The following is a 13,771-nucleotide window of genomic DNA, read 5'->3' as shown; positions in this document are numbered from 1 at the left end:
ATTTTTTTGAAGTTTTCAGTTATACAAAATTTAAATATTTTAAATTCTGATAAAATAGACATTCTCTTTTACTCAAATGCAAACTTTTAAGAAAAATTGTTAAAAAACTAAGCCTTAACAGCTTTTAAACTTAAGTCAAAGTTAGGAGCAGAATGAATAATCGCACCAGAAGAAATAAAATCAACACCAGTTTCGGCAATTGCACGAACAGATTCTTTTGTAATTCCCCCCGAAGCTTCTGTTTTTACTCGTCCATTTATATATTGAACCGCTTCTTTCATCGTTTCGAGATCAAAATTATCCAACATAATAAAATCAACATTTGCCTCCAAAGCTTCTTTTACCTCATCCATATTGCGCGTTTCCACTTCTATTTTTAGATGTAAATGATGTTTTTCCAAATAATCTTTGGTTTGAGCAACTGCTTTAGTAATATTTCCACAAAAATCGACATGATTATCTTTTAACATCACCATATCGTATAATCCAAAACGATGATTCTCTGCTCCTCCAATTTTAACGGCCCATTTTTCGAACATTCGGAAATTAGGTGTTGTTTTTCGTGTATCCAAAATTTTGGCATTTGTACCGCTTACCAATTCCATCATTTCATGTGCATAAGTTGCAATACCAGACATTCGTTGCATACAATTCAACGCTAATCGCTCGCAAGTTAAAATTGATTGTGAAGACCCTTTCACTTTGAACGCAATATCACCAAATTGTACTTTATCGCCATCATTTTTATATTGTTCTATTTTTAAAGAAGGATCAAACGTATCGAAAATAATTTTTGCTAATTCAATTCCAGCGATTATTCCGTTATCTTTCACTTTCAGTTCAGCTTCTTGAATTGCATCATACGGAACCGACGCTAACGTTGAATGATCGCCATCGCCAACGTCTTCTAAAAAAGCTTGACGAATAAAAAGTTGTAATTTTTCTTGTGTGATATATGGAGGAAAATTCATTATCTATATGTTAAGGATGCAAATTTTGATTGATTAAATTCTTTCTTGGTTTTGTATTCGTAATACTCTGCCCAAGTACCGTTTTCTTCACGTACAACTGTAATTAACACTTGTGCAGAAGGATCATTTTCGAAGAAATTTTTGATTTGAAGTTTATATTCTTTGTCATCAATTTTACCTTTTGTAATATCAATCGTTCCAGATTTGAAAGCCGCATCAAAAGCAGTTGCATAAGGATCAATAGAAGCCATTTCGAAAAGATTAGAAAACTTTCCTAAATAATATTCTCGACTTCCATTATTACCAAAAGTTGTTAAATTAAATTCTTTATCAATTCTTACTTCAATCGTTTCTTCATCAGTTTTTAAAGTAAACAATACACGATTTTCTGAAGGGAAAGTTTCAAAATCATTATTTTTTTCTGCCGATTCGTAACGTAAAGGCATTGTATATTTCATCGCAACCGCTTTTCCATCGACTCCTTTTGCAGGCGTTATTTTCAGATTAGCTCGTTCCATTTTATTGTTCAACAAAACTAAACTCGACAATGCTACACTATTAAAAATTGGATTTGAACCATCAGTCGAGACATCATCAAAATTACCATCTTCATTAATTTTAAAACCTAATTTAGATTGAGCAGTTTCGATATGAAGATAATCAGCAATATTAGAAAAGAATGAAATTTGAGTTTGAATATCTTGATTCAAGTTTTTGTTCATACATGCTTGTAACTCGCTATTCTCTTTGAGATTTTCGCAACCAAAATACACAACAGTTTTCTTAGCTTCTTTACCAAAAGTCAAACTTACGTTCTGTTTTTCTTTCGAATTTTGAGCAAAAGAAAAACTCATTGCAAAACATGTAACGAACAGATATAACTTCTTCATTAATTAAAATCTTTGTTGTAAAAAGTTCCTCGATTTTCTTTTTGATTGATACTTTGCTCAATGATTAAATGTGCGACATCAACCAAATTTCGAAGTTCTAAAATTTTAGGTGAAACAATCGTAAAATAATAAATTTCTTTGACCATTTTTTCAATTTCATTGATACGATTTTGCGCAATTTGTAAACGATTATCGCTTCGTACAATTCCGACCAATTCGCTCATCATCGCTTGTAATTGTTTGCGTAAATAAGAAATCAATACTAATTCTTCTTGCACTTTCATACCTTCTTCGTTCCATTCTGGAAACTCAAAATTATAAATCGAAAATTGATTATCATTTAATAAATCGACCGTTTTTAACGCTGCACGATGACCAAAAACCATCGCTTCTAACAACGAATTCGAAGCCAAACGATTTGCACCATGTAAACCTGTATTAGAACATTCGCCAACCGCAAACAAATTCTCGATAGATGTTTTTCCTTCTAAATCGACATCAATTCCACCGCACAAATAATGCGAAGCTGGAACAACCGGAACCAATTCGGTGAACATATCGTAACCTTCGGATTTACATTTTTCGTAAATATTGGGGAAATGCTCCAAGAATTTTTCTTTCTCTAAATGTCGACAATCAATATAAACATAATCATCTCCACGCAATTTCATTTCGTTGTCAATCGCACGCGCCACAATATCACGCGAAGCCAATTCTTCACGTTCATCATATTTATGCATAAACAATTCGCCATCTTTCGTACGCAATTTCGCACCAAAACCACGAACAGCTTCCGAAATTAAGAACAATTGCCCATCAAATTCGCTGTAAAAAGCCGTTGGATGAAACTGAATAAATTGCATTCCCGAAACGGTTGCTTTCGCGCGTCGAGCCAAACCAATTCCATCCCCAGTTGCAATAATTGGATTCGTCGTATTTTTATAAACATGACCAACTCCGCCTGTTGCTAACAAAGTTACTTTGGCTAAATGTTGCTCAACTTTATCGGTATTCAAATCTAAAATATATGCGCCAAAACATGTTGTTTTCTGGGCTCTATCACGATTCAAATGATGTTCTGTAATCAAATCGACCACAAAATGATGTGTAAAAACTTGAATATTTGGATATTCCTTGATTGCCTCTAACATCGCGCGCTCAATTTCCCAACCTGTCACATCTTTGTGATGAACAATTCGGTTTTCTGTGTGTCCACCTTCACGACCAAGGTCGTAAATTCCTTCGTTATTTTTATCGAAACGAACACCCCAATCTATAATTTCATTAATACGTTCTGGCGCTTCTTTTACGACAACCTCAACCGCTTCCAACTTACACAAACCATCTCCTGCACGAAGCGTATCCTCAATATGTTTCTCGAAACTATCTTTCTCGAAATCGCTCACAACAGCGACTCCGCCTTGCGCATATTTGGTATTAGTTTCGTCTTTATTTGCTTTGGTTACAATTGTAATTTTTGCATCAGGATTTCGAATCGCAATTTTCAGCGCATAAGAAAGTCCAGCAATTCCAGAACCAATGACTAAAACATCTTGAATAGCCATTATTTTATTTTTTCTGATAAATCTAACATTCTATTAATTGCAGCTAATGCTTTCACTCGCAATTCTTCTTCGATTTGTATTTCTGGCAATTCATATTTCATGCACAGATATAATTTTTCTAATGTGGATAATTTCATGTAAAAACATTCAGAACAATTACATGATTCATCTTGAACTAATGCTGGAATTAATGTTTTATTCGGAGCAAGTTTTTGCATTTCGTGTAAAATTCCTTCTTCCGTTGCCACAATAAATTCTTGCGCATCATTTTCTACCACATAATCTAACAAGCGAGAAGTTGAACCAATAAAATGTGCAAATTTCAATAAATCTTCTTGCGCTTCTGGGTGAGCAATTAATTTTGCATTTGGATGATCGCCCATTTGTTGTGCAATTCTTTCCAAAGAAAACGCCTCATGTACGATACAAGCGCCGTCCCACAAAATCATTTTGCGATTACAAACTTGATTTAAGTATCGACCTAAATTACGATCTGGTGCAAAAATAATTTCTTGATCTTCTGGCAACGAATTAATAATCGCTTCCGCATTCGAAGACGTCACAATAATATCTGATTCTGCTTTAACACCCGCATCACAATTGATGTAACTTACCACAATCGCATTTGGATGTTGCTCACGTAAACCACGTAAACCTTCTGCCGAACATGAATCTGCCAAAGAACAACCTGCTTTTGTATCTGGTAAAACCACTTTTTTAGACGGATTCAGAATCTTTGCGGCTTCCGCCATAAAATGAACACCACAAAAAACAATCATATCAGCTTCAGTTTTTGCAGCTGCACGTGCCAATTGCAATGAATCACCTAAATAATCTGCTAAATCCTGAATTTCTCCAGATTGATAATAATGCGCCAAAATCACCGCATTTTTTTCTTTGCGTAGTTTATTGATTTCCACAATCAAATCGGTTCCTTTCGGAATTTCTACATCCAAATAACCTTTATAATCTAACTTTTCTATCGCTTGTTCTAATGTATTCATTTGTGAGTGGTTTTATTTTATACCTAATTGCTTTTTCACTTCTTTTGACAACGCATCTTTGTGCACTGTAAAAGCAATTGATTTCATTCTGAAAAATGGTTTCGACATATAAATGTGTCCATTATTTCCTAAATCTGTTGTTCCCCAAGAATTTTTTACATCATAATATTGATTTCCCAATTGATCTTTCAAAATTCCCGTAATATGCATTAAATGATCATCTTCCGTCGAATAATCTTCAAAACCTTTTTGACGCTCATCAGCCGTCACCCATTTTTCAGGTAAAATCTGAACAAAATAATCTGATTCTAAACCTTCTGAAGGCCAAATTGCCATTCCATATTTTTTAGAAAATGTTTTTTCAGAAACATCTGTATCAAAAGCCGCTGTGTATCCTTTATATAATGCTTCGTCCAAAACTTTCATGTATTCATCTAACGGTAAATTATAATATGAACCATTTGAGAAATTATCTGGCACTTGTAAAATAAATTGCGAATAATATGGCGCTTGCTGAAAAGATGTTAACGTTACATAATCATCTGGATTAATTTTCAGAAATTTTGCAAATTCTTGTGGCGTATATTCTTTTCCTTCAAATTTGAATTTTGTTGGAGGAACACCTAATTTATCATTTAGTTTTTGATCAAATTTTGATTTCCAATCTGCTGTTAAATATTTTTTAGGATTTTTTACAATCGAATCTAATCCAACTTTCAAATCTTTTACCAACATTTCGTGGTTATGTTTCACATCTGTTCCATTCGCAAAACCTGCATAAACTTCGTTTGGAACTAATCCATTTTTACGAACCGAGTTTAATACATCATGCGACAAACCTCCTTCACTAAATTGCGCTTTTCCTTGGCGATATACATAATTATAAGCTTTTACAGGGTAAGTAAAACGCACATTATACATTTCCGATAAATCGACATCTTTTCCTGTCAAACGTTTCACTTCCGATTCTAAAAAAGAAGTTGTAGAAAATGACCAACACGTTCCCGTTTTTCCTTGCGAAATAATAGGAAGCGCTGAATTATTAACTAATTCTTTGAATTTGAAAGGCGTTTCTTGTGCCGAAACCAACATACTTACAAAAGCGATGCTGGCGAATATATATTTTTTCATTTGTGTTTGTATAGATTTCAAAAGTAAAGTTATTTTATGAAGTTTTATTATAAAATGTAGAACGAAAACTTCTTTTCTGAATTACATAAAAATTATATTTTTACGTAAATATTTAATTCTTATAAATGAAAGAATATATTAGTAGGAAATATAATAGTTTTTATAATGTACTTATTATAATTGTTTTAAACATATTAATTCTATTTACTTCAGTAATTATTTTCACTTATTTAGACGAAATAATTGCAAATAATAAATATGATGTCTTGATTTTTTGTATTTCATTTATACTAATTTTTTGTGTTTTTATTCGGATTAATTATCAGATTAATGAAATAGTGTTAGATAATAACATTAACCAACTTACAATTAAAAAGATATTTTCAAAAAAAACATTTAATCTTAATGAAGTTCAAGAAATTAATCAATTTGTACTTCCATATTTAAATTATATCAAAATAAATAACAAAAAGTTCTTTTTTATATCAAGAGCTATTGATCCTTTTGGTGATAATTTTACATTTAATAGCGAAGAAGATTTAGAAAACATAAGATGTACTATTGATTCAATAAAAAATAATATTAATTAAAAATTTTCATTTATTTTAAATACATAATATTTCATTTTTCGAACAAATTATAAATCAATTCAGTATAAATATTCAATTTTTATTCATCTTAAAATTAATTTTCGCGAAAATGCCATAAATGACTCAAAAACCTATTAACTTTGCTCAAACATTACACAGATGCAACCAAGAGAAGATTTTTTATTGAAAGCTTATGAGCTGGGAATTATAAAATTTGGAAATTTTACTTTAAAAAGTGGTATAGAATCTCCTTTCTATGTCGATTTAAGACCTTTAGCTTCGAGTCCACAATTACTAAAAACTTTAGCAAATAACTTATTAGATTTAGTTGAAGATGTAGAATACGACTTGATTTGTGGTGTGCCTTATGCAGCTTTGCCAATGGCAACTACAATGAGTTTAACATCGAACATTCCTTTGATTATCAAACGTAAAGAAAATAAAGGTTACGGAACTAAACGTATGGTAGAAGGTGTCTTTGCGGAAGGACAATCTTGTCTTTTGGTAGAAGATGTGATTACTTCTGGACAATCTTTGTTAGAAACAATTGATCAAGTTGAGCGCGAAGGTTTACGTGTAAAAGATTTGGTTGTTGTTTTGGATCGTGCGCAAGGTGGTTCTGAAAAATTAAAAGAGCAAGGTTACAATGTGAAAACGTTATTTACAATTCACGAAGTAATCGATATTTTACATAAATATCACCGTTTAAGTGATGATGAAGCGAAAAAAATTAAAGACTTTTTAGCTTTACCTCCAGAAGCGGTTCCTGCAAAACAACGTATTGCATTGGAAGACAAAAAAATTGTACATCCAGTTGGAAAACGTTTGGTTGAATTAGCATTGAAAAAACAATCTAACTTAATTGCTTCTGCAGATTTAATTACTTCTGAAGAAATTATAGATTTCGCTAAAAAAGTTGGTGATCATATTGTTGCATTAAAATTACATTCAGATATTATTCAAGATTTTTCGGATAACTTAATTGTTGAATTGAAAAAAATCGCACGTGAAAAAGAATTCTTATTATTCGAAGATCGCAAATTTGGTGATATTGGAAATACGCAAGAATTACAATTTAAGAAATCGATTTACAAAATTTCTGATTGGGCAGATTTAGTAACTGTTCATCCAATTGGAGGTTTAGAATCGTTGAAAGTTTTCGAAAACACAGGTGTTATCACAATTGTTGAAATGTCTTCGAAAGGAACATTAACTGATGATTATTACTTTACAAAAGCGATTAATGTTTCGGAACAATCTGGAAATGTTTTAGGAGCTGTTGCGCAACGCCAAATTCCTGATAACTTGTTATTGTTTACGCCTGGTGTTAATATTTCTTCGACTGGAGATAGCAAAGGACAACAGTACAATACGCCAGAATTAGTTTTCAAAAATTACAACACAGACTTTATGATTGTTGGTCGTGGAATTTACAAAGCTGCTGATGTAAAAACTGCTGCAAAAGAATACCAAACGTTAGGTTGGGTTTCTTACCTACAAAGTTTGAATGACTAAGATTTAGATAAATTTCAAAAAACAAAAAGCAAGCTCTTGTAGTTTGCTTTTTGTTTTTTATTTATGATGAAATTACTTCAACACAAATTTATGCGAAACACTATTTCCAATCTCATCTTGAAATCTTGCGATATAAAATCCTGTAGATAAATTAGAAAGATTTACACTTCCGTTAGAATTTTTAGTATTTATCGTTTTAATCATTCGTCCATTTGCATCAATTATTTTGATCGAAATTGGAGATTTAAAATTTAGTAGATAATTATAGATTACTAATATTTGTTAAAAATTAACATTTTTTTATGTGATCTATGAAAACTTTTTTTTTTATAAAGTGATTTTAATAAATTAACGATATTTTAAAAACTATTGTTTTATAAATAAAAAAGTTATTGAATTTAATTTTATTAATACTGATTCTAAATAATTAATTTTTCTTGAGTTTTTATCTTTTTTCTGAAAAAAAATCATTGTATTCCCATAATTAATGTTAAAAATTAACATTTTAATTATGTTAATTTTTGATTAGATGTTAAAAAATCTTTAAAACTTAATATAATTACTTCATCTAATTTACAATATTGATAATTTATTAACTATCTTGAATAAGATATAATAATTAATATTTAAGATGTTAATTGATTTTATAAAATTTTACCATAATTTAACAATAATCTCATTTAAAGTATAGAAATTTGCCGAAGTAAACTTTTAAACTATTTCAAAAGATGAGGTTAAACTCAACTAAGCTTTTACTAGTAGGAGCTTTTGCCTTAATGGCATCATTATCGTTCGCCCAAGTTGTTGAACCAACAGATTCTACAAAGGTTGAACAGGACGAAAACGTATCTTTAGGAGAAACATTAATCATTGGTAAAGGGGTTATCGATATCGTAGAGGATCGTAAAACACCAGTTGCTGTATCTACAATTAGTAAGGCAGCTATCGAAGATAAAGCGGTAGGAAATGTAGATTTCCCAGAAATCTTCGCTACAACTCCATCTGTATATGTTTCTGGACAAGCGGGAGGTTTTGGAGATTCTCAAATGTTTTTACGTGGATTTAGTAGTCAAAATACAGCTTACTTATTGAACGGACAACCAATTAATGGTATGGAAGATGGTAACTTGTATTGGTCTAACTGGTCTGCAATGACTGAAGTTGCAAATGCAGTTCAGATTCAACGTGGTTTAGGATCTTCTAAATTAGCTATTTCTTCTGTTGGTGGTACTGTAAATATGGTAACAAAAGCTACAGATAAAAAGCAAGGAGGTTTTGTAAGATTAAACACAGGTAACGATAGTTACATGAGTGCTACTATTTCTTACAATACAGGTATGAAAGGTAAATGGGGAGCTTCTTTCTTGTTTAACCAAACAACTATGCACAGATCTTGGGCTCAAGGAACAAATGCAAATTCACAAGCATATTTTGTTTCTGTAGGGTATAAACCAAACGATCGTCATAACATTAACTTTATGATTTTTGGTGCGCCGCAAGAGCACGGACAAAACTATTCTACAAAAAACACGAAGCAATGGGCTGATGCAGAAAAGTATGGATACGGAAATAAGTATAATACAACTTACGGATATTTCAACGGTAAAGGAGAAAATTTAAGAACTAACTTTTACCACAAGCCAGTAGCAAACTTAAACTGGGACTGGACAATTAATGAAAACATGAACTTGTCTACAGTATTATATGCTTCTACAGGTACAGGAGGAGGAACTTCTGGAGTTGGTAAAGCAACAAGTACATTGAAAAATGGATTAGTTGATTTTGATTTAATTCAAAGCAATAACTTATTAGATCCAGACGGTATTGGAAATAATGGAGGTAAAGATGCAAACGGTAAACCAGTATCGAATGGTGCTATCCGTACATCTGTTAATAATCACTTCTGGTATGGAGGTGTAACAAACTTAAACTTTGATACTAAAACAGGATGGAACTTTAACTTAGGTGCTGATATCCGTTTCTATCATGGTAATCACTTCCAACAAATGAATAATTTGTTCGGATTAAAAGGTTGGTCAGAATTGAATAAATCAAACAATCAAACAGTTGTTGTAACAGAAACTTTTGGAACAAATCCTTGGTCTGCATTATTCAAATCGGCTAAAAAAGATCAAAGAACAGCAAGAGATTATTCTGAAGATATTAATTATCAAGGAGCTTTTGGACAAGTTGAATACTCTAATGATATTTTCACAGTATTTGGACAAGGAGCAATCTCTAATCAATTCTACCAAAAATTTGATACTTGGAACTACGGAGGTGTAGAAACAGCTTCTAAAAAAGTAAACAAAACTGGATGGAATGTAAAAGGAGGTTTATCTGTTAATATTAACGAGGAAAATACAGTTTTTGCTAACGCAGGACGTTATTCTCGTCAACCATTCTTAGATAATGTATTCGAATACAACAAAGTTGATTTACGTGAACCAAATGTAGATAACGAAGAAATTACTGGTTTCGAAGTAGGTTACAAATACGAAACAAGAGGTTTAAGAGTTAATATTAATGCTTATTCTACAAAATGGGGTAATCGTTTCTTAGGAATTTCAGGTTCTGTAACGCAACCAGATAACACAACTCGTCCTATTTATACATCTTATACAGATATCACACAATTACACAAAGGTGTTGAAGTTGATTTTGATGCTAAAGTTTCTCAAATGTTTAGCTTATATGGATTCGCATCTTATGGTGATTGGAAGTATGATGGAAAAACTCCATTTGAATCGATGTATACTGATGACGATACAATTTTCGAAAAAGGAAATGTTGATTTGACAGGAACTTATATCGGAGAAGCAGCTCAATTTACTTTCGGTATGGGAACTAAAGTTAACTTTACAAGAAACTTATATTGGGATGTAGATTTTATGTACAATGCTCGTACTTATGGACAAGTTAATCCAGAAGATGTTGTTAAAAGTGCATTAAAAGGAGAAGTTTATCAAGCTGAAAAAATCTCTCCATTTGCAAAAGTTAATACAGGTGTTGCATATGAATTCAAATTTGGTAAACAAAAAATCAAATTTAGAGGAAACGTTCGTAACTTATTCAATGATCAATACGTAAGTAGAATTGATAGAAATGGATACGGATATGCAGTAGGTAGAACATGGAATGCTGGTGTTACTTATAGCTTCTAATAAGAATTAGAATTTCTTAACATATTCAAGTGGACTTAGTAATAAGTCCACTTTTTTTATGAAGTGTTGTGACTGAATTATTTGTCTTAAATTAATAAAACCTTAAAATATAATTTATAATAAATCTAAATAAATTTATTTTAAGAATTATTATTCAATTGTTAATGAATTATTATGCATATTGTTTTTTTTAAGTGTTATTGTTTATTTGGTCTGTTTTTGATAAAGAATTAAAATTCTTATTATATGGTAATTTTATTTTAATTAGATTTTCATATTCATAAAATATTAAGAAAAATATTATAATCATTTAAAATTGATTTTTTAAGTAATAATTATTCTTAATTAACATAACGTTTGTAGTCGTTTTAACATATATACACCTCAACTTTGCAGCGGTAAACATTTAAACTATTTCATAAGATGAGGTTAAACTCAGTAAAGCTTTTATTAGTAGGAGCTTTTGCCTTAACGGCATCATTATCTTTCGCTCAAGTTGTTGAACCAACAGATTCTACAAAGGTTGAACAAGACGAAAATGTATCTTTAAGTGAAACATTAATCATTGGTAAAGGTGTAATCGACGTTACAGAGAATCGTAAGACTCCTGTTGCTTCTACAGTTATTACAAGAGAGGAAATCCTTGATAAAGGAGTTGGAAATGTAGAATTTCCAGAATTATTAAAAAATTCGCCATCTATTTATGTTGCAGACCAAGCTTCAGGTTTTGGAGATGCAAAAATGTATATGCGTGGTTTTGATCAATCAAATACTGCTTTCTTATTGAATGGGCAACCAATCAACGGAATGGATAACGGTAGTTTATATTGGTCAAACTGGCAGTCTGTTTCTGATATTGCAAATGTTATTGATTCTCAACGTGGTTTAGGATCTTCAAAATTAGCTATTTCTTCTGTTGGAGGAACTGTAAATATCGTAACAAAAGCTACTGAGAAAAAAGAAGGTGGTTTTGTACGTTACTTAACAGGTAACGATTCATACCAAAAACAAACTATTGGTTATAATACAGGTATGAAAGGTAAATGGGGTGCTTCATTTATGTTTGATAACTGGTCTGCTCACAGAAGTTTTGCACGTGGAACAGAAGGTAAAGGTCAATCTTACTTTGTTTCTGTAGGTTTCAAACCAAATGCACGTCATACATTCAACTTTATGATTTTTGGTGCTCCGCAAGAACATGGTCAGAACTATTCTAAACCAATGGATACTCAATATCGTAATATTAAAGTTAATGGTGTAAATAAAAGTATTATTGCAACTCCAGGTTATGATATTACGGGTCGCTTAGGAAACTCTAATTATGGTTTCTATAATGGAGAATCTTTATCTGCTAAAACAAACTATTATCACAAACCAGTAGCTAACTTAAACTGGGATTTTACAATTAACGAAAACTTGTCTTTGTCTACAGTGATTTATGCATCTACTGGTACAGGAGGAGGGACAAGTACTTTAGGTAATGGTCCTGGATATACTGATGGAGGTTATAAATCTAATGGAGAAATTGATTGGGATGTAATAGCAGCGAAGAATCAAGAATTAAAAGATGGAATTTCTAATGGAAATAACGGAACTGTTTTAGCTTCTTCAGTAAATAATCACTTTTGGTACGGAGGAGTTTCTAACTTAACTTTTGATACAAAAAAAGGTTTTGTATTTAATGTAGGTACAGATTTACGTTTCTACCAAGGGGAACACTATCAACAATTAAATAATTTATTAGGAGCTTCTGGTCGTGCTGCATCTAATGCGCAACGTTCAAAAGACTATGTAGTTGATAAAACTTTCAGCTCAAGCCCTTGGAATTCTTTATTCAATAGAGCTAAACATAGTGAGAGAATTGGATTTGATAATTCAGAGAGAATTAATTACCAAGGTTTCTTTGGACAAGCTGAATACTCAAACGAATTATTCTCAGCATTCTTTCAAGGTGCTTTATCTTGGCAAGAGTATGAAAAATATGATAACTGGAACTATACTGCAGAATCTGCAGAAAAACAAGGTATCAAATTCAAAAACGGTAAAGCTTATTCAGGTGAGCGTACAGAAATTGGTTATAATTTAAAAGCTGGTTTCTCTATTAATTTAAATAAAGAAAATAGCGTTTTTGTTAATGGAGGTAAATATTCTCGTCAACCATATTTAAATAATATGTTTGTACGTAATACAGTTACTTTTGTAGATCCAACAGTTAAAAATGAAGAGATTCAAAGTGTTGAAGCTGGTTACCGTTACAAAACTCGTACATTAAGAGTTAATGTGAATGCATATTACACTGAATGGGATAATAGAGCAGATACTTACAACGATAGAGATTTTACAGATGCTAATGGTTTAGTACACTCTAATGTTCGTTATTTATTAAATAATTTATCTCAAGTACACAAAGGTTTAGAGGTAGATTTTGATGCTAAAGTAACACGTGATTGGACAGTTAGAGGTTATGCTTCTGCAGGAGATTGGAGATACCAAGGAGATTTTACTTACCAAGTTCAAGATACAGATACACAAGAGATTGTAGCTGGAACAGAGAATGGTAAAGGTAACTTAGACGGTGTAAGAGTAGGTAATGCAGCTCAATTTACATTTGGTATGGGTACTAAAGTTAAAGTAACAAAAGCTTTATCTTTTGATACAGATTTTAACTACTATGCTCGTTTATATGAAAACGTAAACGTTGCTGATGTTGCAAAAGCAAATATTAATGGACAAGTCTACAAAAATGCAAGTATTAGCCCATTTGCTACAGTAGATTTAGGAATGTCTTACAACTTTAAAATTACAAATAGTCAATCTATTAAATTTAGAGGTAACATCAAAAACTTATTCAATGATCAATACATTTCTCGTAAAGATAACTACGGTTACTTCTGGGGGAATGGAAGAACTTGGAATGCAGGTGTAACTTACACTTTCTAAG

The 13,771-nt window shown here is 31.6% G+C and carries 10 protein-coding genes; 4 read left to right on the top strand and 6 right to left on the bottom strand.

The annotated features are described in order from the left end of the window. Positions 1–107: 107 nt before the first annotated feature. The 5 genes from nadC to N5D90_RS13165 are packed head-to-tail and all read right to left on the bottom strand — an operon-like array spanning position 108 to position 5,561. Positions 108–971, bottom strand: a complete 864-nt coding sequence (gene nadC, locus N5D90_RS13185) for a carboxylating nicotinate-nucleotide diphosphorylase (protein ID WP_280062780.1) — start codon at positions 969–971, stop codon at positions 108–110. After that, positions 971–1,861 (bottom strand): hypothetical protein, encoded by an 891-nt coding sequence (locus N5D90_RS13180; RefSeq protein WP_280062779.1) that lies wholly within the window; start codon positions 1,859–1,861, stop codon positions 971–973. The genes nadC and N5D90_RS13180 overlap by 1 nt, the downstream gene beginning before the upstream one ends. Further along, positions 1,861–3,426: an L-aspartate oxidase gene (gene nadB / locus N5D90_RS13175; protein ID WP_125349586.1), complete on the bottom strand. Its 1,566-nt coding sequence runs from the start codon at positions 3,424–3,426 to the stop codon at positions 1,861–1,863. The genes N5D90_RS13180 and nadB overlap by 1 nt, the downstream gene beginning before the upstream one ends. After that, on the bottom strand, positions 3,426–4,430 hold the full coding sequence (gene nadA / locus N5D90_RS13170; RefSeq protein ID WP_280062777.1) for a quinolinate synthase NadA: 1,005 nt from the start codon (positions 4,428–4,430) through the stop codon (positions 3,426–3,428). Before nadA ends, nadB begins: the two co-directional genes overlap by 1 nt. A 12-nt stretch (positions 4,431–4,442) precedes the next feature. Further along, positions 4,443–5,561, bottom strand: coding sequence for a C1 family peptidase (locus N5D90_RS13165; RefSeq protein WP_038337115.1), 1,119 nt, complete (start codon positions 5,559–5,561; stop codon positions 4,443–4,445). Between the two features lie 125 nt (positions 5,562–5,686). Here N5D90_RS13165 and N5D90_RS13160 point away from each other — a divergent pair, with 125 nt between their 5' ends. Together N5D90_RS13160 and N5D90_RS13155 are read left to right on the top strand one after the other, a co-directional pair. Then, positions 5,687–6,151, top strand: a complete 465-nt coding sequence (locus N5D90_RS13160) for a hypothetical protein (RefSeq protein WP_038337114.1) — start codon at positions 5,687–5,689, stop codon at positions 6,149–6,151. Positions 6,152–6,310: 159 nt separating this feature from the next. Next, a complete protein-coding gene (locus N5D90_RS13155) occupies positions 6,311–7,666 on the top strand; it encodes an orotate phosphoribosyltransferase (RefSeq protein WP_280062776.1) in 1,356 nt (451 codons plus the stop codon). A gap of 72 nt (positions 7,667–7,738) precedes the next feature. Here the strand turns inward: N5D90_RS13155 and N5D90_RS13150 are convergent, their stop codons facing one another. After that, a complete protein-coding gene (locus N5D90_RS13150; protein ID WP_280062794.1) occupies positions 7,739–7,936 on the bottom strand; it encodes a T9SS type A sorting domain-containing protein in 198 nt (65 codons plus the stop codon). A 458-nt stretch (positions 7,937–8,394) separates the two neighbouring features. On the opposite strand from N5D90_RS13150, the gene N5D90_RS13145 reads away from it, so the two are divergent. Both N5D90_RS13145 and N5D90_RS13140 read left to right on the top strand, forming a co-directional pair. Beyond that, positions 8,395–10,830: a TonB-dependent receptor gene (locus N5D90_RS13145; protein ID WP_038336427.1), complete on the top strand. Its 2,436-nt coding sequence runs from the start codon at positions 8,395–8,397 to the stop codon at positions 10,828–10,830. Positions 10,831–11,253: 423 nt separating this feature from the next. Beyond that, complete coding sequence (locus tag N5D90_RS13140) at positions 11,254–13,770, top strand: TonB-dependent receptor (RefSeq protein ID WP_280062775.1); 2,517 nt, start codon at positions 11,254–11,256, stop codon at positions 13,768–13,770. Position 13,771 lies beyond the last annotated feature (1 nt).

Source organism: Empedobacter sp. GD03797 (genome assembly GCF_029842105.1).
Lineage (GTDB): Bacteria > Bacteroidota > Bacteroidia > Flavobacteriales > Weeksellaceae > Empedobacter > Empedobacter falsenii_C.
Note: the sequence above shows the minus strand (reverse complement) of the source record. Positions and strands in the feature narration are given on the sequence as shown.

Excerpts from the sequence above, each read along its gene's own strand:
- nadC (WP_280062780.1), bottom strand. The coding sequence starts at position 971 with ATGAATTTTCCTCCATATATCACACAAGAAAAATTACAACTTTTTATT.
- N5D90_RS13180 (WP_280062779.1), bottom strand. The coding sequence starts at position 1,861 with ATGAAGAAGTTATATCTGTTCGTTACATGTTTTGCAATGAGTTTTTCT.
- nadB (WP_125349586.1), bottom strand. The coding sequence starts at position 3,426 with ATGGCTATTCAAGATGTTTTAGTCATTGGTTCTGGAATTGCTGGACTT.
- nadA (WP_280062777.1), bottom strand. The coding sequence starts at position 4,430 with ATGAATACATTAGAACAAGCGATAGAAAAGTTAGATTATAAAGGTTAT.
- N5D90_RS13165 (WP_038337115.1), bottom strand. The coding sequence starts at position 5,561 with ATGAAAAAATATATATTCGCCAGCATCGCTTTTGTAAGTATGTTGGTT.
- N5D90_RS13160 (WP_038337114.1), top strand. The coding sequence starts at position 5,687 with ATGAAAGAATATATTAGTAGGAAATATAATAGTTTTTATAATGTACTT.
- N5D90_RS13155 (WP_280062776.1), top strand. The coding sequence starts at position 6,311 with ATGCAACCAAGAGAAGATTTTTTATTGAAAGCTTATGAGCTGGGAATT.
- N5D90_RS13145 (WP_038336427.1), top strand. The coding sequence starts at position 8,395 with ATGAGGTTAAACTCAACTAAGCTTTTACTAGTAGGAGCTTTTGCCTTA.
- N5D90_RS13140 (WP_280062775.1), top strand. The coding sequence starts at position 11,254 with ATGAGGTTAAACTCAGTAAAGCTTTTATTAGTAGGAGCTTTTGCCTTA.